Source organism: Arthrobacter melezitosi (assembly GCF_054511055.1).
Genome location: NZ_JBTNDJ010000002.1, coordinates 328,547 through 349,176, shown reverse-complemented (window position 1 = coordinate 349,176; position 20,630 = coordinate 328,547). Strand labels below are relative to the sequence as shown.

21 protein-coding genes are annotated in these 20,630 nt (G+C 63.9%); 8 read left to right on the top strand and 13 right to left on the bottom strand.

The window, feature by feature from the left end; translation table 11 throughout:
* Window positions 1-121 precede the first annotated feature (121 nt).
* The 3 genes from ACX80W_RS04425 to rsgA all read right to left on the bottom strand — a co-directional run bounded on the left by ACX80W_RS04425 (window position 122) and on the right by rsgA (window position 2,662).
* Window positions 122-520 (bottom strand): nuclear transport factor 2 family protein, encoded by a 399-nt coding sequence (locus ACX80W_RS04425; protein ID WP_459280785.1) that lies wholly within the window; start codon window positions 518-520, stop codon window positions 122-124.
* Between the two features lie 326 nt (window positions 521-846).
* Complete coding sequence (locus tag ACX80W_RS04420; RefSeq protein ID WP_459280783.1) at window positions 847-1,269, bottom strand: VOC family protein; 423 nt, start codon at window positions 1,267-1,269, stop codon at window positions 847-849.
* 223 nt (window positions 1,270-1,492) lie between these two features.
* Window positions 1,493-2,662 carry a ribosome small subunit-dependent GTPase A gene (gene rsgA, locus ACX80W_RS04415; protein ID WP_459280872.1) on the bottom strand — a complete coding sequence of 390 codons (1,170 nt, stop codon included), beginning with the start codon at window positions 2,660-2,662 and terminating at the stop codon, window positions 1,493-1,495.
* A gap of 537 nt (window positions 2,663-3,199) precedes the next feature.
* Between rsgA and ACX80W_RS04410 the strand changes: the two genes are divergently transcribed.
* Window positions 3,200-3,985: a glycoside hydrolase family 25 domain-containing protein gene (locus tag ACX80W_RS04410; RefSeq protein ID WP_459280781.1), complete on the top strand. Its 786-nt coding sequence runs from the start codon at window positions 3,200-3,202 to the stop codon at window positions 3,983-3,985.
* Between the two features lie 37 nt (window positions 3,986-4,022).
* On the opposite strand, the gene ACX80W_RS04405 is transcribed toward ACX80W_RS04410, so the two are convergent.
* Together ACX80W_RS04405 and ACX80W_RS04400 are read right to left on the bottom strand one after the other, a co-directional pair.
* Window positions 4,023-4,472 (bottom strand): hypothetical protein, encoded by a 450-nt coding sequence (locus ACX80W_RS04405; RefSeq protein WP_459280779.1) that lies wholly within the window; start codon window positions 4,470-4,472, stop codon window positions 4,023-4,025.
* Between the two features lie 191 nt (window positions 4,473-4,663).
* Window positions 4,664-5,227 carry a hypothetical protein gene (locus ACX80W_RS04400; RefSeq protein WP_459280777.1) on the bottom strand — a complete coding sequence of 188 codons (564 nt, stop codon included), beginning with the start codon at window positions 5,225-5,227 and terminating at the stop codon, window positions 4,664-4,666.
* 132 nt (window positions 5,228-5,359) lie between these two features.
* On the opposite strand from ACX80W_RS04400, the gene ACX80W_RS04395 reads away from it, so the two are divergent.
* Window positions 5,360-5,563, top strand: coding sequence for a hypothetical protein (locus ACX80W_RS04395; protein ID WP_459280775.1), 204 nt, complete (start codon window positions 5,360-5,362; stop codon window positions 5,561-5,563).
* A gap of 275 nt (window positions 5,564-5,838) precedes the next feature.
* A complete protein-coding gene (locus tag ACX80W_RS04390) occupies window positions 5,839-6,201 on the top strand; it encodes a cupin domain-containing protein (protein WP_459280773.1) in 363 nt (120 codons plus the stop codon).
* A 201-nt stretch (window positions 6,202-6,402) separates the two neighbouring features.
* Here the strand turns inward: ACX80W_RS04390 and ACX80W_RS04385 are convergent, their stop codons facing one another.
* Window positions 6,403-6,855, bottom strand: coding sequence for a SidA/IucD/PvdA family monooxygenase (locus ACX80W_RS04385; protein ID WP_459280771.1), 453 nt, complete (start codon window positions 6,853-6,855; stop codon window positions 6,403-6,405).
* Window positions 6,856-7,097: 242 nt separating this feature from the next.
* Window positions 7,098-8,210 carry a CBM96 family carbohydrate-binding protein gene (locus ACX80W_RS04380; RefSeq protein ID WP_459280769.1) on the bottom strand — a complete coding sequence of 371 codons (1,113 nt, stop codon included), beginning with the start codon at window positions 8,208-8,210 and terminating at the stop codon, window positions 7,098-7,100.
* Here ACX80W_RS04380 and ACX80W_RS04375 point away from each other — a divergent pair.
* Both ACX80W_RS04375 and ACX80W_RS04370 read left to right on the top strand, forming a co-directional pair.
* Window positions 8,209-8,334, top strand: a complete 126-nt coding sequence (locus ACX80W_RS04375) for a hypothetical protein (protein ID WP_459280767.1) — start codon at window positions 8,209-8,211, stop codon at window positions 8,332-8,334. The two genes, ACX80W_RS04380 and ACX80W_RS04375, sit on opposite strands and share 2 nt — an antisense overlap.
* 253 nt (window positions 8,335-8,587) lie before the next feature.
* Entirely contained in the window at window positions 8,588-8,731 is a 144-nt protein-coding gene (locus tag ACX80W_RS04370; RefSeq protein ID WP_459280765.1) for a hypothetical protein, read from the top strand.
* A 173-nt stretch (window positions 8,732-8,904) separates the two neighbouring features.
* Here the strand turns inward: ACX80W_RS04370 and ACX80W_RS04365 are convergent, their stop codons facing one another.
* The 3 genes from ACX80W_RS04365 to ACX80W_RS04355 all read right to left on the bottom strand — a co-directional run bounded on the left by ACX80W_RS04365 (window position 8,905) and on the right by ACX80W_RS04355 (window position 11,498).
* Window positions 8,905-9,156 carry a hypothetical protein gene (locus ACX80W_RS04365; RefSeq protein WP_459280763.1) on the bottom strand — a complete coding sequence of 84 codons (252 nt, stop codon included), beginning with the start codon at window positions 9,154-9,156 and terminating at the stop codon, window positions 8,905-8,907.
* A 160-nt stretch (window positions 9,157-9,316) separates the two neighbouring features.
* Entirely contained in the window at window positions 9,317-10,066 is a 750-nt protein-coding gene (locus tag ACX80W_RS04360; protein WP_459280871.1) for a 3-hydroxybutyrate dehydrogenase, read from the bottom strand.
* 49 nt (window positions 10,067-10,115) lie between these two features.
* Complete coding sequence (locus ACX80W_RS04355) at window positions 10,116-11,498, bottom strand: MFS transporter (RefSeq protein ID WP_459280761.1); 1,383 nt, start codon at window positions 11,496-11,498, stop codon at window positions 10,116-10,118.
* Window positions 11,499-11,626: 128 nt separating this feature from the next.
* Between ACX80W_RS04355 and ACX80W_RS04350 the strand changes: the two genes are divergently transcribed.
* Window positions 11,627-12,523 carry a LysR family transcriptional regulator gene (locus ACX80W_RS04350; protein ID WP_459280759.1) on the top strand — a complete coding sequence of 299 codons (897 nt, stop codon included), beginning with the start codon at window positions 11,627-11,629 and terminating at the stop codon, window positions 12,521-12,523.
* A gap of 58 nt (window positions 12,524-12,581) precedes the next feature.
* On the opposite strand, the gene ACX80W_RS04345 is transcribed toward ACX80W_RS04350, so the two are convergent.
* From ACX80W_RS04345 to ACX80W_RS04335, 3 genes are all read right to left on the bottom strand, one after another.
* Window positions 12,582-13,937 (bottom strand): hypothetical protein, encoded by a 1,356-nt coding sequence (locus ACX80W_RS04345; protein ID WP_459280757.1) that lies wholly within the window; start codon window positions 13,935-13,937, stop codon window positions 12,582-12,584.
* Between the two features lie 335 nt (window positions 13,938-14,272).
* On the bottom strand, window positions 14,273-15,331 hold the full coding sequence (locus ACX80W_RS04340; RefSeq protein ID WP_459280755.1) for an LLM class flavin-dependent oxidoreductase: 1,059 nt from the start codon (window positions 15,329-15,331) through the stop codon (window positions 14,273-14,275).
* A gap of 266 nt (window positions 15,332-15,597) precedes the next feature.
* Entirely contained in the window at window positions 15,598-16,029 is a 432-nt protein-coding gene (locus ACX80W_RS04335; protein ID WP_459280753.1) for an OsmC family protein, read from the bottom strand.
* A gap of 197 nt (window positions 16,030-16,226) precedes the next feature.
* On the opposite strand from ACX80W_RS04335, the gene ACX80W_RS04330 reads away from it, so the two are divergent.
* Both ACX80W_RS04330 and ACX80W_RS04325 read left to right on the top strand, forming a co-directional pair.
* Entirely contained in the window at window positions 16,227-18,395 is a 2,169-nt protein-coding gene (locus ACX80W_RS04330) for an acyltransferase family protein (RefSeq protein ID WP_459280751.1), read from the top strand.
* A 257-nt stretch (window positions 18,396-18,652) separates the two neighbouring features.
* On the top strand, window positions 18,653-20,623 hold the full coding sequence (locus ACX80W_RS04325; protein WP_459280749.1) for a phytase: 1,971 nt from the start codon (window positions 18,653-18,655) through the stop codon (window positions 20,621-20,623).
* The last annotated feature ends 7 nt before the right edge of the window (window positions 20,624-20,630 follow it).

Here is a 20,630-nt window from a genome sequence, read left to right as displayed (position 1 = left end):
CCTCCGCCGTCTCCGGCGTCAGGCCGAGGGTCCTTCCGTCAAATGTTCCGGCTGGCGGGGAAGCCCAATTCCTGCACTCGCTGACGAATTCACGTCGCGAGCGGGCTGCCTACACATGGGCTCATTCTCTGAAGGCCCGGTCGACGGCGAACGTGTCCTCGTAAAGGTGCAGGCGCGTGATCTTGTCATTGGTGACGGTCAGGCGTATCGCGACGTCGGTGTCGAAGCGTTTCCCGGTCGGCACTGCCATATGGGAGAAGTGGGCCAGGAGTACCGCGTCTTCACCGTCGACGAGGACGGTGTCGAGGTCTACGACGCTTTTTCCGGGCTCGAGGCGGGCCCAGAGCGTGCGGAAGTACTCGGGCACATCGGACTTCTGCGATCTCGTGCCAGTCCACGGAAGCTTCTCGTTGAGCGGTACGCGCCAATCGATTGACTCAGCGAACAGGGCGCCCAGGCCCTCTGCGTCTCCGGCTCCGAGCCGCTGCACGAACTGTTCCGCCACGTCCTTGGTCGCCATGGTGGTTCCTCTCTCAGATCGGATCGGTGAGGCCACGTCCCAGCGTAGAGGCCACCATCGTGCGAACTCCTGAGTTGGTCGAAGATTCCGGGAAAGTTACCGCAGCGCAGGCCCCTTGTGAGACCGCTCTGTGGGCGCGGAATCCTGCACTGGTTGATGTGGCCGGAGCGGGTGGGTCGTTGCGTCTGGGATCAGGGTGGCACGATGGATATGAAACGGATGTCGGGCGGAAGTCGTCGGCTGGGTGCGTTGAAGCGTCCCCGGTGGCACCTGTGGTTCCGCGGGGAGTTGTCTTCATCCTGCGCGCGAGGTAGATCCACGGCCTCTCAGCCGGTGCCGTGGGAATGACCGACCTCGGCCTCGGAGCGCAGGATGCAGAACTCGTTGCCCTCAGGATCGGCCAGCACAACCCACCCTGTCCCGGGTCCATCCTTGCCGCGCAGGTCATCCACCGTCGTCGCTCCGTGAGCCAACAGCACCTCGAGTTCCTGGTCGCGGGTGCGATCACGCGGCCGCAGGTCCAGATGAAGGCGGTTCTTACCGCACCGCCGCTTGGTCGCCGCGGCGTCTGGCACCTCGATAAACAACAGCCGATGACCGGTACTTGGGTCATGGATCATGCACTCCTCGTCACCGGCCCCGTTGGGATCACCGTCGATGTCGGTGTAGCCGAGCACCGGCTTCCACCAGTTCGAAAGAGAATAGGCATCGGCGCAATCAATGGTCGTATGCGAGATGAAGGAGGTCATGCACCGAGTCTCCACCCCGGCCATCAAAGCAACAACCTGACCCGCCTGCCGGGGCCCGGAGGCGAGTCGCCCGACCCACAAGCTCGTCTCTCAGCACCACGCCTTTCCTCTGGTTATAGTGCCGGCGCCGCGGCCTGGTTCGAGATATCTCACGCGGAGTGAGAATGTCGTAATCAACTTCGACACGGCTCGGGGGACGACAGGCCTTCCCAGGTGCAGTGGCTCAGCGCCGCTTCCGCCTTGACCGCTGCTCCTCCTCCCGCTCCGATCTGGCGCGCTCTGCAGAACGCTGGGATTTTCCTCCTCCGATCGTTTTTTGATGCCACTCACGCTGGTACGCCCGGCTGGCTGCGGCATCCTTGCGGCGGGCCAGCGCGGCCATTTCGCGTTGGAGTTTCAGGTAGTTGTTCCAGCGGCGGTCCTCCAGTGTGCCGTCAGCGAGGGCGGCCTGCACGGCGCAGCCCGGTTCCTGTTGATGGGCGCAATCGGAAAACCGGCAGCGGCTGGCGAGTTCCTCCACATCCGCGAACATCTGCTCCATCCCGTCGTCGGCGTCGAAAAGCCCGAACCCGCGGACGCCGGGAGTGTCCATGAGGACAGTGCCGTCCGCCAGCGGTACAAGCTCCCGGGAGGTGGTGGTGTGCTTGCCCCTGAAGTCGCCGGAGCGGACTTCGCCGGTGTGCTGCACGTTGTGGCCAACCAGCGCGTTGATCAGTGTGGATTTACCTGCGCCGGAGGGCCCTAGGAGGACAAGCGTGCTGCGCGGCGGCAGAAGTGCCAGCAGGTCCTCGATCCCGTCCCCGGTCTCTGCGGAGGTGGTGACCACGTCAACACCTGCTGCCTGCAGGATGACCTGCCCGACGACGTCTTCCGCCACTTGCGCCAGGTCCGATTTGGTGACAATCACCAGGGGAACGGCGCCTGAGTCCCAGGCGGCGACGAGGGTCCGTTCGAGACGGTTGTGCGTGAGCGGCCGGTCAACCGGAACCACCACCCCGATCACGTCCATGTTGGCAGCCAGGACCTGGGCGGCGGAGGAGGCCTCGAAGGCGCGCTTCCGGCTGAGTTCCGAACGACGGGGCAGCACGCCGAGAATCTGGCGATCACCCGCGCGGTTGGGGCCTACCCAAACCCAGTCGCCCGTGACCGGCACGCCGGCATCAAGCGGGTAGGGAAGGTGCAGGAGCTCCATGCCCACCGCCACCAGGACCAGGCTGCGGTCAACCCGCACCACACGGCCAGGCTCGCAGGGATTGTCCGCGCTGGAATCAGGTGGCGGGTTCTCGTCGAAGTAACGTGCGGTGACGGCGGTGTAGCCGTAAAGGGTTGGGCCGGTGCGAACCGATCTGAATGCAGCAGGACTGTCTAGGCCGTAGCCTGAAAATTTTTTCACTGGGATACCTCGGGAAATGTCCCCTGGCACCGGCCACTCCCGGGCGAAAACCCAAGGTGTTGTGGCGTTCCGCGGGCAGTGCCCTAGGCGGTACGGAAGCGGGAGACGGGGGTGGTTGTTTTGATGGTTTGAAGGCGGCGGGCGCGCACGGCAATGACAGTCATCAAAAACACCTCCCTTCTCTGCTGCGGTCCGTCGAAGTGACAGGACCGGTTCCCAACTCTAGCCTCCGGCCGGGGCTTTCGCCATGGCCTTCGCGGTCCGGGACCTGGGAATTGCGGCGGTATTCCTCACGCCGCTGACCCGGATGCCGGAGAAGACGAGGATGACCTGGGTGGCGTGTAGGAATGGGTCACATCTCGCAATCACGGAGCAACACCGGCGGAAACCCAGCGAGCGCACTTGACAGCCGACCAGTTGAACGCCAGGGCTCACCGGCGTTTCGTCCCCGAAACAGACGTACTATCGCATATGCGTCGTTTCGGGATGAAGATGGCATGCACGTTGGTGGCACTTCTCGGACTATCGGTTACAGGAATGGCACCGGTGGCAGCGGCTCCGCCACCCGGAAAGACGGACCTGGTGGGCAACGACGTTTCCTGGCCCCAGTGCGGCAGGACCCTTCCCAGAGCGCAAGCATTCGCGATCGTGGGCGTGACCGGCGGACGGGCCAATGACTCCAACCCTTGCCTCTCCGCGCAGCTCACGTGGGCCTCCCGCTCTACCGGGGAAACAGCGCAGTCCAAGGTTGCGTTGTACGTGAACACCGGCAACCCAGGACATGCGGGCTCCTGGTGGCCGTCGTCAAACACCTATGACGGCGTGGTGGTTCCCAATCCCTACGGGGAATGCACCCCAATAGAAATCGGCGGACCAGGCCCAGTCGACCCCGCCTGCTCCTACATGTATGGCTACGCGATGGCGTATGACGACGCTAACAGCCGAGGCGTGGCGAACCCCGGCACGTATTTCTGGTGGTTGGATGTGGAGACGGGCAACAGCTGGCAGCCCGACACCGCCCTGAATCGGGCGGACCTTGAAGGGATGGTCGCCTACTTCAAGAGCATCACTGCCGGCGGTGAGGACGCCGCAGGGAAGGCCGCCGGTGTTGGGATCTACTCGACGGGCTATCAGTGGGGAATCATCGCCGGAACAGTACCCTCCAGCAGCTCCCTTACGGGACTGCCGAGCTGGCTTGCAGGTGCCAGGACGTTGCGGGGAGCGAAGGAGAATTGTTCCCTGCCTGGCCTGACGCGCGGCAGCAGGGTATCCATGACGCAGTATGTGTCGGCCGGACTCGATTACGACTACTCCTGCCGCTAGGCAGCGCCTTTTTATCCCATACATGCCCCCGCGGATGTTACAGTGGTGGCCGTTCAAAGGTGTGCCCGTACAGGTGGGAATGGATCTGCGGGTCTTCAAAAATGAGCCAGTCGGTTACCTCCCAGAAAGCCCGAAGCAGGCCGTGGTCAAGGGCCTGGTCGCGGGTCAGTCGCGCACCCCATACAGAAGAATCACCTGAAATCTCGGCTGCGTCGATGAGACCGGCGGCCGGCTCGCGGTCCTCGGTGAACAGCCCGACCCTGCACCCGAAGGTCACGTGGTCGTCATACTTGTCCTCGCTGAAAGAACCGAAGACCGCGTTGATCCAGGTTTCAGGCTTGCTTCCGTGGATGTGCAACTGGGACTTCGCAATGGAATATGTGTGGTCATCCTTCAAGATGAAGTGAAGGATCAGCCGGAATGCCGACCCGCACGTCGAGCAGGTTTCCTCCGATGTTTCGGGTGGGCCGTCCAGAGTGAATGCCATGCCGCAAACCCTAATCGACCGTGACATCCAATCGCTCTTTTATGTGGGAGAGGAAGGCTACACGTTTCGGGTGTCCCGCTCACCAATCCTTCAGCGAGTGCCCGCTTGGGCGGGTTTAACGCGCAGGGGAGGAGTGAAGCTGACTTCGATGATTTCTGCCCAGTCGCCGGGTGCGGATGACAGGGTGTCGGTCACCGTGTCCGGGTGGCCGGGCGTGCAAGGGCACCGGCTATCTGAATAGCCAGGACCCGGTCCTTCCGCGTCAGGACGCGTTCGAACGGGCTTATCCGGCGCAGTTCCGAGGCCTGCTGTGTGTTTTCGAGCATCACGGCGGTCAGGCGCTCAACCGAAAAGGAGAGGATGGTTTGCCAGCGGTTCAGCCGGGAGCTGGTCCGGGCGCTGTGCTGGTACCCCATGAGGCAGTCCAGTCCGTTCTGGGCAAGGGCGCGGACGCGGCCCTCCTCGTAGGTGAGATGCATGGCAATCTGAAGGTGAAGCTCGAACGGCACACGGTCCTCGAGGGAACCCTTGGTGGGGTGCCTCCGGCGCGCCTGTTGAATGGCGGCCTGGATTGTTGGGGCGTCCGCGTCGGTGAAGGCCATAATCTCCGCGATGGGGGCGCCCAGCAGGTTGGCTTGGAAGACCTTCTCCTGCCAGATCCAGTCCGCCGGGCGGGGCCCGGGATCCCTGCGCAGTTCCCCGACAGCGTGGCGGAAAGCGTCGGAAACTCCATGTCCTGCCCGCACCTCGTGCATGGGCTCATAGTACTCGGGTTATTGCGCGGCCACGCCGGGCCGGGGACGCAATGGGGTGAACCAGCGGGCAGTCGCCGGCGGGCCTCCCGCAATGGTCCTCCTGAGCTACTGCTGACGTGGAAGACGTCGGCTATGAGCATCGAGCAGTGGTGGGCGAGACTGCAGCCAGCAACGCGGCAATGGCTGATGGACAACAATGGTGACGTGATACCCGCGGCGATGATGGGTGAAATTGCCGAGGCGGGCGGGCGGGCCGACCGCCGCCGATTCATGGTGGGCCAAGCGGAGCGGAACCTCCGGACACCATTTTCCCGACGAAGCTGTCGATTGGGTTGAGGCGACCGCGAACGGTGAGAAGCCGAGCTAAAAGAGTGTTCTGTTGCAGCGGTCCTGTCGAGTGGCAGGCCCAACTGATATAGGGACGATGTGCCCTAGGCAATGAGTGCGATGAAGTCTAGACCTTATGAAAGTAGCCCAATGCGATGGCGGTCCTTCGGCTGAAGGCATCGTCACCTGAAATTCAGTCCCATCCGAGGAGGTGAACAAGACCAGAGAGCAGTTACGGGAGCGTGAGCCACATCAACGAGCAGTACCATCCGCAGGAGGTCAAAATGTCAGCTCTAGTTCGAAAGAGCCTCGATTCGCCCGAGGAGACGCGCCCCTTCGAGGGCGGTACGGGCCAACTCCAACTCGTCAACCTGGAACAGGGCGCCGTGGGCCGCGCCACGTTCAATCCAGGATGGCGCTGGTCCGAGCACATCAAGCCGATCGCCAAGACCGACAGCTGCCAGGCCGCCCACATGGGATATTTCGTTTCCGGCCGGATGAAGGTTGTTATGGACGACGGCGAAGAGATGGAGTATGGGCCGGGGGACTTCGCCACCATGGCACCCGGGCACGACGCCTGGGTACTCGGAGACGAACCCTGTGTGGTCATTGACTGGCAGGGATTCGCCGACTACGCCAAACCCTGAACCCAGGGACCCAGCACGCCGGAGATGAGAAGCCCGCGTCCGCCAAGGACCGGGCTTCCCACCAACCGTGCGGCGTGCCGAAGTGACCAACCATTTCTGCAGAGCATGGGCAGCTTCGCACCAACCCCAACCCCAACGCCGATCACGGTCGTAACACTCCATCCCAGCGCCCACCGCGCGGGCATTGCCGCGGCCTTAGGCCTAGCGGTAACGGGCGCCCCGGGGGAGGGCGAGGACGTGTGCGGTGCCGAGCTCACCGGAGATTTCGAAGCCTGAGGTGCCCGACCCGATGACCAGCACGTGCTCTCCGTTGAACGGTTCGGGCCCGATGTAGTCGTAGGAGTGGATCAGGCGGTCCGCCACCAATTCGAGCCCCGGCCATTGGGGCAGCAGGGGAGAACCGTACAGGCCTGTGGCGGCGACAACATGCCGGGTAGGGAACAATCGGGCGTGTCGGGGAAAGGTGGTTCCCGGGAACTGGGACATCCTGCGGCCGCTGTTCAGCCTCAGCCTCTCCGGGCGGTGCCGCCAGGAAGAGGCCACGGCCTCCGATCTGTCCAGGACGGCGGCGATGATCCCCCGGCTCGTGAGCGCCGCGGCTACCGAGAGCCCCGCGGGCCCGGCACCGATGATGACCACCGGCCGGACATCCATGCCAGATCTCCTTGCATGCTGGTGGGTGGGTCCTCCACACCAGACCTGCACACCCGACGGTTTAAGGCCGGCGCCTACCCCGTAGGTGGCAGGTCGCCCACTCGCGCAGGCCCACCGAGGCAGGGTCTGAAACGGAGGAGAGCGCACCCGCAGAAAACAGCGCATAAGATCCTCTTTTTGAGCCGGTTGGCTGCCCAGTTGAGTACCGGGGCGACTATGACGGGTCTTCGAAAGGGTGATGTTCAGCCCGCCGCATACACGCGGACCCAGTCCACCCGCATCTCGCCGACGCCGTTGGCAGTGCTGTCGGGGAACCAGTCAAGCTGCAAAGTCTGGTGCATCGGTCCGGGAGGCTGATGCGCGGGGTCGGTGTCTTCAAACCACTTCACGCCGTCGACGTAGCCCACGATGCCGCGCGGAGACCAGTCAAGCGCGTAGTTGTGGAATTGGGTAACGTCCAGGGGCCTGAACGACGACGTCTGGAGATTCGAGCACCCATAGTGGTGGAAGAACTTGATGACGTTCCAGTCGCCGGTCGTCTCCGCGTAGTCAATTTCGCCGTCGCACGGCCAATTTTCATTATCGGGCCACAGGATGGACACCATATGGTATTCGTTATCGCCGGACCCGGCCGCGCGAACTTCCCACCGCCCGTACTTCTGGTTTGCAAACCTCGCGCCCATCCCAGCAGTCGTGCCATCCGGGGTTCCAGTCATGACCATTTTGGAACCATCCACGGTCACCTGCTGGGGGCTCCGAACTCCGTTGCCCGCGTGGCCGGCACTGTTGTAGACAATCCACTTCGTGGCATCGGGCGCGCCAACATAGTTGAACTCGTCTCCAGCTACACGCGCGCCCCACCCGTGGACTACGGCCGCCTCCGTGGACGTTATGGTGTCAGGCGCAGTCGTCACCACCAGTCGTGGGCGCAGAGCGGAATTTGACGATTCCTTCGACTTGAACGCGAGCCACTTCCGCGCGTTGCTTTCCAACTTGAAGTTCTGCTCGCCGCCCTTCGCGTTGACGCCCTTCGTTACATCCCATTCAACCCAGGAGTTGGCAGCGAATCCACCAACTTTCCCAAGCCAGGTCCCGCGCGCCGGTGCGTTGTTCCACGTGACGCCCCTCTCTGTCCAGCCGCCGGATGTAGTGAAGACATCCACGAACTCAGTGGAAGTTGCAGATGCCTCGGAATACATCCGAAGTTTGGCTGAAACAACGCGTTCGCCAGCGGGAACTTGCACGGAGAACCGTATGAGCGAGTTCCGCCAGATATACGCACGGCCTTCTGTGGTGAAACGGGTGCTGGTCCCAAAGTTCGACGTCGCTCTGTCCGCCTGCACGTAGGTGTCCATGACCAACGAGGTTGTCGCTGCGGCACTTGCGGTCGTCGGAGTGATGATTGCGAACATCATCAATATCGACGATGCAACCGCTACGCATCGAAGCCGGAACCTCATGCCAGGTCGGTTCTGCTGAGTTGGCAACGCCTGAATGCTCGGAGCCCCCATGATTATCGCTGTTTCTACTAGGGATTTGATGTATCCGGCTGCCCGGAGCCAGCGTCGACCGAGAAACAACGAAGGCTTGATGCGAGCTATCTTGGAGTTTAATCCTCGAACAACGATTCAGCAATCAATTCGTTATATACCCATTGGCTCTCCGCACCCGATGAGCCACGCCCGCCCTCAGCACCGGCGCGCGCACCACCCCCTACCAACCCCTGCCCAACATGTACATCGCGGCGACCCGTAGATCCGCCCTGGACCAATCCCGGCCGGCGAACCTGCCCCAGTACGCACTCGATCTCGAGGCGGCTCTCCACCACGCCACCCGGGACGCCGCCTACTCCTGCAGGGCGGAGCACCAGGAATGAAGCATCCTCGCGGGTTCACTGGCGGTCTTCACCGTGCTGGAAGTGGACCCCCTGACGCAGGACCCGACCGGTATGCTCAGCAACCGCGCCTGCCTGGTCGTAGTCGACGGGCAACACCAATTCGGGCTGCCGACGGCGCCGGCCTCCCGCACTGAGGATGCGCGCAAGTAGCCCTATCCCCGCCGGCGGGACCGGACGGCGACACCATCCTGAGCGTGGATCAGACGGCGTCCCCGCCCCTCACCGAGCTGGATCCACAGCATGCTGCGGTCCTCGGCGAGATCGTCGACCCACCCGGGGAGGCTGTGGCCATCGACCGGCTCAACGGTCACAGCCTGCCCGCGGCGCAGGTCCTTCCAGCTCATCCCGGTTTCCGGTGACCCGATGCCCGCTGCACTCTCTTGCCCGTCAGCTGCCTGTGACACGTCGTCCTCCTGTTCCGCCCCGCACGATCGATGTGTTCCAAGGCTTCCACGAGGAAGTAAACGTGCCATGAACCCGGCGTGAAGACCCCGCCTGCCGTCCTTCCGCCATCCTGCCGCCGGCCTCGCGGAATGCGTCGCCCTGTTTTCCGGACCGTAGCCGTTACCGTGCGGACCAGCCGCCGTCCATCGTGTAGCTGGCGCCGGTCACCATTCCGGCGTCGTCCGACGCCAGCCAGGCCACCAGTGACGCTACTTCCGTGGGCTCCACCAGGCGCTTGATGGCTGATTCGGTGAGCATCACCTTGGCCAGGACCTCGGCTTCGGGGATGCCATGAACGCGGGCCTGCTCCGCCAGCTGCTTCTCCACCAGGGGGGTTCGGACGTAGCCGGGGTTGATGCAGTTGGAGGTAACGCCATGGCCGCCGCCTTCGAGCGCCGTCACCTTGCTCAGCCCTTCCAGGCCATGCTTGGCGGAAACGTAGGCGCTCTTGAACGCCGAAGCGCGCAGTCCGTGCACGGAGGACACGTTGATGATCCGCCCGAAGCCGTTGGTGTACATGGAGGGCAGGGCGGCCCGGATCAGCAGGAACGGGGCCTCCAGCATCAGGGCGATGATCCGGCGGAACTCCGCCGGATCAAACTCCTCGATAGGGCTTATCCGCTGGATTCCAGCGTTGTTCACCAGGATGTCGCAGTCCAGACTCACTGTGGCGAGCAAGTCCACGTCCAGCAGGTCCACCGCCCATGGGGTGCCGCCCACCTCCTCGGCGAGAGCGGCGGCGCTGGCGCCGTCGACATCGGCCACCACCACGTCCGCGCCCCGCCCCGCCAGTTCCCTGACGCACGCGGCACCGATTCCGCTGGCGCCTCCGGTCACCAATGCCTTACGGCCCTTCAATGCGTCTTCCATTTCCATCCCGGCTTTCTCTGTTGTTCCAGCGGACTGTCCCACCAGCAGCTCAGCGCTTGCCGGCCGGCGCCACTCCTTCGCGGGCGGCGTCGGCCCTGTCCACTTCCTCCAACGCGATGCCCTTGGTTTCCTTCAGGCTCAGCACGGCAGCCGACGTGATGGCGCACGCCACGATCAGGTAGATCGCGGTGGGCACCCATGAGCCGGTGTCTTTCAGCCACTGGGTGGCGAGGAGCGGAGCCAGCGAACCGGCGAAGATGGAAGTCACCTGAGAGCCGAGCGAGACGCCGGAGTACCGCATGCGGGTGGGGAACAGTTCGGCCATGATGGCCGGCTGCCCGGCGTACATGAACGCGTGCAGGCACAGCCCAATGGTCACGGCGGCAACGATGGCCACTGCATTGCGCGTGTCGAAGATGGGGAAGGCAAAGAAGGGCCAGCTGGCACCGAGGACGGCTCCGACCAGGTAGACCGGCTTCCGGCCCCACTTGTCCACGAGGCGTCCCACCTGCGGGATGACCAGGAAGTGCACCAGGTGGGCAATCAAGAGCGCCCGGAGGAGTGAGGACGTGTCGTACTGGTGGACGGTCTTGAGGTAAACGATCGAGAAGCTGACCACCAGGTAGTACATGATGTTTTCGGCGAAACGCAGCCCCATGGCCTGCAGAATTCCCTTGGGGTACTTACGGACCACTTCGAAGACGCCATAGCTGACGGCCTGCTCCTTCTCCACCAAGGCCTTGGCCTCCAGGAAGATCGGCGCCTCGGTGACATGGGTGCGGATGTAGTAGCCAACGAAGACGATCACCGCTGAGAGCCAGAATGCCACGCGCCAGCCCCAGCTGAGGAAATCCTCGCTGCTGAGCACGGAGGACATGATGAACAGTACGAGCGTGGCCAGCAGGTTGCCCACCGGAACGGCGGCCTGGGGCCAGCTGGACCAGAATCCGCGGGACTTAGCGGGGCTGTGCTCCGCAACCAGCAGGACGGCCCCGCCCCATTCGCCGCCCAGGGCGAAACCCTGGATGAAGCGCAGCGCGACCAGCAATGCAGGTGCCAGATAGCCGATTTCGGCGAAGCCCGGCAGGCAGCCCATCAGGAACGTTGCCACGCCGACGATCACGATTGTCAGCTGGAGCGTGGGCTTGCGGCCCAGCTTGTCACCGATCTGCCCGAACACGATGCCCCCCAGCGGGCGTGCTACAAACCCGACGGCGTAGGTGAGGAAGGCCTGGATGATGCCGTCCAGCTCATTCCCGGTGGCGGGGAAGAAGTACGTGCCGAAAACCAGGGTGGCCGCGGTGGCGTAGAGAAAAAACTCGTACCATTCCACTACGGTGCCCACCATTGAGGCGGCGACGATTTTCTTGAGTCCGGATCCTTGGGATGCAGGTCCGGCTGCCTGATGCGGCGGGCGTTGCTCTACGCTCATGGGGTTCTCCTCAGTGCATGGAATGACGCGTGCTGTGATCTTCAGCACTAATGCTTCGATGGACTTTACTGCACAGAATCGCGGCGTCCATGACCAATGGAGCACCACAACTGTGCATAATTGCAGATATGAACGCCCGTCCTGATGACCTGCTGGTCCTGCTCGAGGTGTCCCGTTCCGCCAGGTTCACTGCGGCGGCCCAGGCCCTGGGGCTGAACCACACCACCGTCGCGCGGCGGATAGCCGCTCTGGAGAAGGATCTGGGCGGCCGGGTTCTGGCCAGGGCCACCAGCGGCTGGGAGCTAACGGCGCTCGGAGCCCAGGCGGTGCTGGTGGCGGAGCAGGTGGAAGCGGCGGTGGGCGCACTCGGCACCGCCGGGCGGGCGCCCGATCCGGTCACCGGCGTCGTGCGGATGACGGCCACGGACGGGTTCAGCGCCTACATTGCCGCGCCGGCCGTCGCGCGGCTGCGGCGCGAACATCCGGGGCTGAGCGTGGAGGTGGTGACGATGACCCGGCGTGCCCTACAGCAGCGTTCCGGACTCGACATCGAGGTGGTGGTCGGTGAACCGCAGGTCCACCGGGCCGAGGCGGTCCGGCTGGGCGAGTACATGCTGGGGATGTACGCCTCGCGCGGCTACCTGGCGGATCACGGAATCCCGGCCACCATGGCCGATCTCAAGGAGCATCCGCTCGTCTACTTCGTGGATTCGATGCTGCAGGTGGATGCCCTGGACGCCCCACGGCGGCTGGTGCCCGAGATGCGGGACGGCTTCACGTCAACCAACGTTTTTGTCCATGTGGAAGCCACCCGTGCGGGAGCCGGAATAGGTTTCCTGCCCTGCTTCATGGGCGACCTCCATGACGACCTCGTCCGCCTGCTGCCTGCCGACGTCGCCGAACGACTGCCCTATTGGATGGTGCTCCGGCCCGACTCGATGCGGCGGCCTGCGGTGGCCGCCGTGGTTCACGCCCTGCGCCAACAGGTGGCCACGGACCGGGAAAGACTGCTGGGCCGCGGTTAGGGATTCCGGTTGTGGATAACCGGAATCCCGCCGCATCACCACCACCCGTCGGGGTGGATTAGTTCCCGAGATCTATTGAGGCGTGCCAGTACCGAGCGTTGGTCCTCGAGGCGGTCAACACCACCAGGCCGGTCTGACTGTTGACGTTTTGTTTCGTTGTTGTGGGGTCGTTGATGTCCTTGTCGGTGCTGCTGCTGATGATGGGCGTACCGGCGCCGCGCGCGAAGGAAATGTTGTCAAGCGGCGCCTTCTTGTAGAAGAGGGTGCCGCCGCCCTCCGGCGCGACCGCGAACATCCAAACCTGACGGCTCTCCTCGTCGATCATGACCATGGGACGGGTATGGAGGTCTTCGACAGCGCCGAACGGCGCGCTGGTCCATTTGGCGTTACTATCCCGCACCAGGAGCGCCACAAGTGTTTGGCCGACCTGCTGAGCGGATGTCTTGATCGCTGCGTAGAGGCGGCCGCTGCCGTCGCTTGTCAATTGCCTGAGGTTCAGATGGTCGTTTGCGCATCCCCCGGAGCAGTTGTTTCCTCCCCCGTGGGCGACCTCTGTCTGCCACGATTTCTCCGGCTGACCGTCCTGGTGGATGGCCAGGTAGAACCTCTTCTGGTCCAACCGCTGATTACTCCACATGACTGCGATCTTGTTGCCCTGGAAGGACGTGATTGCGGAGATGTCGTCATGGTGCGCCAAGGCGTTGCTTGTCGGTAGGACGAACGGAGTCCCCCACGCCGTGTCGCTCGTCGTCGAGTGGTTGACGTAGACGCGGTTGCTGTTGTCGGGCGAAACGACGGTGTAGGTGACCCACAACTTCCCGACGGAGTCTTTGGCCACCGTAATCGATTCCGAGCTCCCGCTGTGAAGGGTGACGGGGAATCCGGCGTCTTGTGAGTAGGTCTTCGTCGACGGGTTGTAGCTGAAGCGGTGGAGTTCTGCGGATCCGGAGGTCACCTCCGCCTGGGACGGTGCGAAACTCACCTCCGAGAGCGACGGTGGCAAATTCCACTCCGAGACCACCGTCGTGCCCGACACAACGTAGAGCTTGCCGGCCTTTGCGTCCCAGAGCGCGTCACCGCGCGCATTCGGCCGCGCGTCAACAGCCGTTTCCGTCTCCTGCCACTTCTGCGTTGCGGCGTCGAGCCGGTGGATTTTCGTCGCGTTAGCGGACGCGCTCCACATCAGTCCCCACCAACTCCCGTCCTGGAACCAGAGTTTGCTCTGGGCTTTGTCCGCGGTCGGGGTTCTGACGCCGTCGCCTGCGTATGATGGCCCGGGCTGCCCGACGTCGGCCGCCTGGGCGGCGGTGGGGGCCACGAATGCGACGGCCGCCGCGAGTAGCAGTGCGATGAAAAGGCTTAGTAGGCGCATGAGGGTGCCCTCGCCGTTATGTCGGGAGATGAGTTTGGTCATGATTGTTCTCCGATAGGAGGCAGGGCATGACGAAGGACGCCAGCGCTGTCATGAATAGCTGGAAACACGGTGCCTGCTCGGCGACGAAGAGAATTCCGGGCGGCGGCCCCCAGCCGCCCTTTCTCTTGGCAACCAAACTTAAATCCGCCCACTGGGCGTGTCAACGACTGCGCCTACCCTAAATAGAACAGAGGTAGGGGCAGGAGAAAGCGCGTCCGAGGCGGTGCTGCCGCCACGGGGTTGGACCGAGTTCTGACTGTGGACAGGGTCCCAAGGTTGGTGATCCCAAGTCATGATGGATTCACCGTTGCCGTGCGGGGCCGTAGCCGGTGCTCCTACTGTGGGTCCTGGACGACTTCCGCCGGGGACCAGCCCAGGGCGGGACCCAGCATGATGGCGATGTCGGTGAGGATCTGGACGTAGTCCTCATGATCGAAACTGAAGGGTAAGGCGAAAGCCACCTCATCGACCTCCTGGAAGCCGGCGTGTGCGTAGAGCTGTTCTGCGATCTGGTCGCTTGTGCCAAGGAGATCCGGGGCGAACAGCATCCGTTTCGGCCCCTGCGGTGCCCGGGTGCGGGGTAGGCGTTCATCCACGTACTGCTTGTACTTCTCCCGCTGGCCCGGCGACGCCGAATCGGTCGGGATGACCACCAGGCCCTGCGAGGCCCGGGCCGAGCCGTGCGCTTGATGTGATGCCGCCGCTGCTTCACGGTAGGCGCGGATCTGGGACTGCTGGATCCGGGCAAAGACAGGGTCCTGGTCCTCGTCGGGGAAGATCACGCTGCTTGAGAGCAGATTGAACCCATTCTGCGCGGCCCAGACAGCCGACTTCCTGGTCCCGGCCCCGTACCACAGGCGTTGCCGGAGGCCGGGGGAGTGCGGTTCGACGCGGTCGGAAAACTCCTCGACCACGCCCTGCTTCCCGGAGAACGCCCGTATCGGTTCACCCGCGACAAAGCGGGCGAAGCGTTCCACCCGTGCGTAGCTGAAGTCCTCCGACGCCGACGAATTCGGGTACAGCTCCTCCTTCACGGTGTCGTAGTGCATCGGTTCCCCAACACTCAGGCCCGGATTGATCCGCCCACCCGAAAGTAGATCGACCGTGGCCAGATCCTCAGCCAGGCGCAGCGGGTTTTCCCAGCCCATTGGTGTCACCGCGGTCCCGATCTCGATCCGGGAGGTGCGCTGGCTGGCGGCGGCCATCATCGCGACGGGCGAGGAGATTCCGAACTGCAGGTGGCGGTGGCGCAGCCAGGCGCTGTCGAATCCCAGCCGCTCGCCGAGTTCGATGATCTGCAGGGTCGACTCGTGCCCCTTGGCCGGATCCGCCGGATCAAACAGACCGATGGTAAGGAATCCGAGCTTGCGTAACGGGCGCGGGGAGACGGGCATGGGCTTCCTTCGAAGGATCGGTGTACGACTGACCCAAGACTATGCGCCGGGTCCCGCGGCGTCTGCGGGGAGGGAGGAAAGTTACCCTTCGCGTCATCATCGCCGTCCCGCACGAGGCCCGGGTCGAGGTGGGGCGGGCAATACAGAGGCACCATTCGGCAGGTTGCTGCATCGGGTGTCCCCACCCCCGATGCTCCTGCCAACGGAGGCAGGAGGACCCCGAAACGATGTCCGGGGTCCTCCTGCAAAGCCCGGTGCGTCGTGGGTCAGCCCCGCAGGGTGGCTGCCAGCGAGATGTCCTTGACCGCGGCAAGGGCCTGCGAGACAGGGCAGCCCTCCTTGGCGGCCTGGGCAAGGCGCTGGAAGTCCTCCTCGGAGAGCCCGGGCACGGTGGCCTCGAGCGTGAGCCGGATCGCGGTGATCCCGGTGCCGGGCTGGAAGTCCACCTCCGCCTTGGTATCCACGCGCTCGGGGGTCTTGCCTTCCTCGCCCAGTGCGTGGCTGAAAGCCATCGAGAAGCATGCCGAGTGGGCTGCGGCGATAAGTTCCTCAGGGCTCGTCTTGCCCTCGGCCTGCTCGGCGCGCGCCTTCCAGGTGACGTCGTAGGTGCCGAGGCCGGATGAATCGAGGGTGACCTGTCCCGAGCCTGAGGCGAGGTCGCCACTCCAAACGGTGTGGGCTGTGCGAACGGTAGCCATGGTTCTCCTTGCTGTTGGCCGGACACGTCGATTCGTGCCCGGGACTCAAAGTCCCATCCTAGGGAGCGCCGGGACCCGATGCCACGGGACCGGGCCTGCCGCGCCCGGTCGGGAGTGGCGGCAACCGCCAACTCCGGAAAATTGCGTTGAGCCTGGCCTCAAAGAGCGGTACCGTCGGCCGCACCAGCTGGTAAGAGATGTCGGGCCGACGAAGGGACATGATGCGTCCGGCTAGGGAATTGCTCAATGGAAACCACGTCGAGGTGCGTGAACGCCGACGCCGCCTGCCAACACCTCCGCTCACCAGGAACGGAGCCGATCGCCCCTCATCGGCTCCCCGGACGTTCCGCCCGGACATAGAGGGCCTCCGCGCGGTCGCAGTTCTACTGGTCGTGCTGCATCATGCGGGCGTGCCGGCATTGCAGGGAGGCTACGTCGGTGTCGACGTCTTCTTCGTGGTCTCCGGCTTCCTCATCACCGGCCTCCTGCTCAAAGAAGCTGAACGGAGCGGGCGGATCTCCCTCCTGGGGTTCTATGCACGACGGGCCCGGCGAATCCTGCCTGCCGCGACTCTTGTCCTCGCCGTCACAGTGGTCTCGTACTTTGCGCTGATCGGCGGTAGGAGTGCTACCCGGACCGCCGAAGACGGGCAATGGGCCGCGCTTTTTGCCAGCAATTTCCGCGAGATCTCGCAAGGGACGGACTACTGGGCCAGCGACCTTCCTCCATCTCCGTTACAGCACTATTGGTCGTTGGCCATCGAAGAGCAGTTCTACCTGTTCTGGCCGGCCGCAATGATCGCGGTCGCTGTGATCGGACGGAGAGTTCCACTACGCACGCGGCTGACGCTTTTCCTCGCTGTCACGATTGCAGTCTCCCTTGCATGGTCGGTGTACGCGACTACGGAGAACGCGGGTGCGGCCTATTTCTCGCCCTGGACGAGGATTTGGGAACTTGCGGCAGGCGCGATTCTTGCCGTGCTCGCACCGACGATCATGCGGCTGCCGGTTCTTCTTTCGGCCGTTACGAGTGTGTCGGGACTCCTCGTGATTGTGGCAGCAGCGCTCACGCTGGACGAGTACACCAGGTTCCCAGGCTCCGCTGCTGTTCTTCCGGTTGGCGGAACGCTCCTTGTGATAATCGGCGGAACAATCAGGCCGGGGCAGGGAGCCGAAGTGCTCCTGCGGTGTCGCCCGCTGCAATGGCTTGGCAGGCTCTCCTATTCGCTGTACCTGTGGCACTGGCCCGTGCTGGTCCTCGCCGTGGCGTTGCTCGGGACCCAACTGGCGATGACCACGAAGCTCGTCTTCGTCGGTGTGGCGCTGGCCTTGTCCGTCGTTACCTATAAGTACGTGGAATTGCCCGTACGGAACTCCAACTGGCTCAAGGCACGTCGGCCATCGGTCAGCGTGGGTTTCGGCGCCGCTCTGGTGGCGCTGTCACTGGGCCTCACGAGCATCCTGGTGTCGCTCCCGCCCAAGCCCTCACCCGCGTTCGGCACAGCTGCACCGGCGGCGGGCAGCGACCTGCCGACCGCTGACGAAGTGGCACAGGCCGTCGCTGACAGCGTAGACATTGCAACCTGGGCGCCGGAGCCGCCTATTGGGAGTTTCCCCTTCAATCAGCATGCGTGCATCAGGGGCCTTGATGCCCCAACAGGTAAGGCCAAATGCAGTTATGGCGACGTCAACGGCGACAAGACAATCGTTGTCTATGGCGACTCGCACGCCGAGACGTGGGCAAGGCCGCTGGGCGTGACAGCCACTGAACATGGGTGGCGCTTCGAGGTTTTTACGATGTACTCATGTCCGCCGGCCGACTTGTCGGTCTACAACTTCAAGCGCAAGGGCGCTTATCCCGAGTGCAAGGCATTCCGTGCCGACTCGCTGGAGAAGATCGAGGCACTCCGTCCGGACGTCGTCCTCATCTCGGGTCAGCATCAGGGTACGTGGCTTGAGAAGGATGGGCGCCCCGACAAGGAAAACACGGACGCCGCCTGGGAGAAGGGCCTCGCCTCCACCATCGAGTCATTGAGCGCGATAAGTGATCGGGTGGTCGTCATCGGGGACATCGCCTATGCGGAAAAGGATCCCGGGGACTGTGTCACATCGAATTCGGACGACGTCCGCCGCTGCCATACCGAGCGGAGTTACGCGGTGGACAGGGAACACAATGAGATGGAGAAGCGCGTGGCCGAGGCCGGTGGCGCGGACTACGTGGACGTCATTCCGTGGTTGTGCGCGGAGGATGTCTGTCCCGCAGTTGTCGAGGCATTCGCCACCCACCAGGATGCTCAGCACATCTCCACCAACTACGCCCTGTGGTTGCGCCGGGCTCTTGCCGACGCGGCCGGCCTGCATCCCTGACGCGGCGCCGGCAGCATGGTGCGCGGTGCCGGTGGGCCGGCGGTGTCCCGCGCGCCGCCCCGTCCGTCGGATGCAGCAGCTTGTCGGGGCTGCGTGCCGGAGCGGCCCTGTCCATCGGCCGGATGTCACCAACGTGCGGATTGTTGAATGCACGTTTGAGGCCCCGTAGGCTTTTTGGTAGATGGGGAGCGAGTTGCGAAGCTCGGAGCCCCGCCTGGGGTGTTCGTGCAGCGCACCGGCCACTGGATGGGAAAGCCATGGCTCACACTGTTCGACGCACGCAGGCGGCTGGCGGATCCTCCCGACGAGCGCCCAAGCTGCTCCGGCTCCTGCTCCTGATTGTCGCGGTTCTGGCTGCCGCCCTCGCAGCCCTCAACCTATTCGTCGCCCCGCAGGGCACCCCGGAGGCGAATGCGGCGGATGTCCCCGTGGCCCCGTCGGCCGAAACACCACCCGTTCCGAGCTCCAGTGACGCGGCAGACGACACCGCGGTCTGGATCCACCCCACGGATCCATCGCAGAGCGTGGTGATCGGTACGGACAAATTGACTACCGGAGGCGTGGGGGTCTACGACCTGTCGGGGCGCCAGCTGCACTTCTACCTGCACGGCAGCATGAACAATGTCGACCTCCGGTACAACTTCCCGCTGGGCAGCGAGCGCATTGCGCTCGTCGGCGTGACGGAGAGGAATGAGGCGTCGACCGGTGTCCGGTTCTACAAGGTGAACGTCGCGGACCGGTCCCTGGCAGAGGTAGGGCGCATTAGCACTCCAGGCAGGCCTCGCGGCTTCGGAATGTATCACTCGCCCGCCTCTGGGAAGTATTACGCCTTCGTGCATGACTTCAATACGAACGAGATAACCCAGTTCGAGCTGGACGGCTCCAACGGATCGGTTCGAGGGACGGCCGTGCGTTCATTTGACAACGGCAACAGCTCCGAAGGCATTTCGGCGGATGATGAGCTGCAACGTGTCTATGTGTCCGAGGAGGAAGTCGGCTTGTGGCGCTACGGAGCCGAGCCCGGGGACGGTTCAACCAGGACACTTGTGGATCGCACCGTGGCAACCGGTGGACGAATAGTGGACAACATCAAGAACTCCGCCATCTATTACGGCCGGAAGGGGACCGGCTACCTGGTTGTGTCGAGCCAGGGCGGATCCAACTTCGTCATCTACAACCGCGGTGACAACGCCTTCGTCGGCTCATTCAACATCAGCGATGGAGGCGGCGTCGACGGTGTGACCGGTCAGGACGGGATCGATGTCACCAATTTCCCCCTCGGACCCTCCTATCCAGCGGGACTTTTCACCAGCCAGGACCACGCCAACACCGATGCGGGCAACGACAACAGCGGCAACCAGAATCACAAGCTTGTCTCCTGGCAGCGCATCGCCGATGCTTTCAGCCCCCGGCTGCTCGTGGATACCACTTTTGATCCGCGCCAAATAGGAGCAGAGGGCGGAGGAGGCGGCCCCGGATCGGATATGACGCCCCCCGATACCTCGACTACGGGCGGTCCGTCAGGGGCCAGTAGCAGCACGTCGGCTGAGTTCACCTTCACCGCGACAGAGCCTGGGACGTTCGAGTGTGCCGTGGATGGAGGTGCCTTCGAGGGATGTACGTCGCCGAAGAAATACGCTGATCTCGCAGCTGGCCGGCACGTCTTCGCGGTGCGGGCGACCGACGCCGCGAGCAACTCCGACCCGACTCCTGCGGAAAAAACCTGGGTCGTCGATATGTCGGCGCCCCAGATCGAGAGCCTGGCACCGACGGCGGACGCCTACGTTTCCAGCGCGGCGGCTACGACGAACCACGGGGCGGCGCCGAAGCTCGCAGTGGACAACAGTGCGGTGGAGAATGCCTACCTGAAATTTGACCTGTCGGGACTCGAAGGAAGGACGATCGTCGGCGCGAAGCTCCAACTGCGGGCGACGACCAGCGGCTCGAAGGGTATGCAGAACGTCAGGTTGGTCACGGACGACACCTGGACCGAGAACGGCCTCACCTACGACACAAGGCCGGCTCTCGGCAGCAGCGTGCTGGGCAGCGTCGGACCGGTCACGGTGGAATCCGCCCATGAAGTGCCGCTGTCGGCGTCGGCCCTGCAGGGTGAGCTTGGCGGCGTGCTGTCGCTTGGCGTCGACACCACCAGCAGCGACGGGGCCGACTTTGGCTCCAGGGAGACTGCGGCCCCACCAAGGCTGGTGCTCGAACTGCAACGACCATAGGCGAACG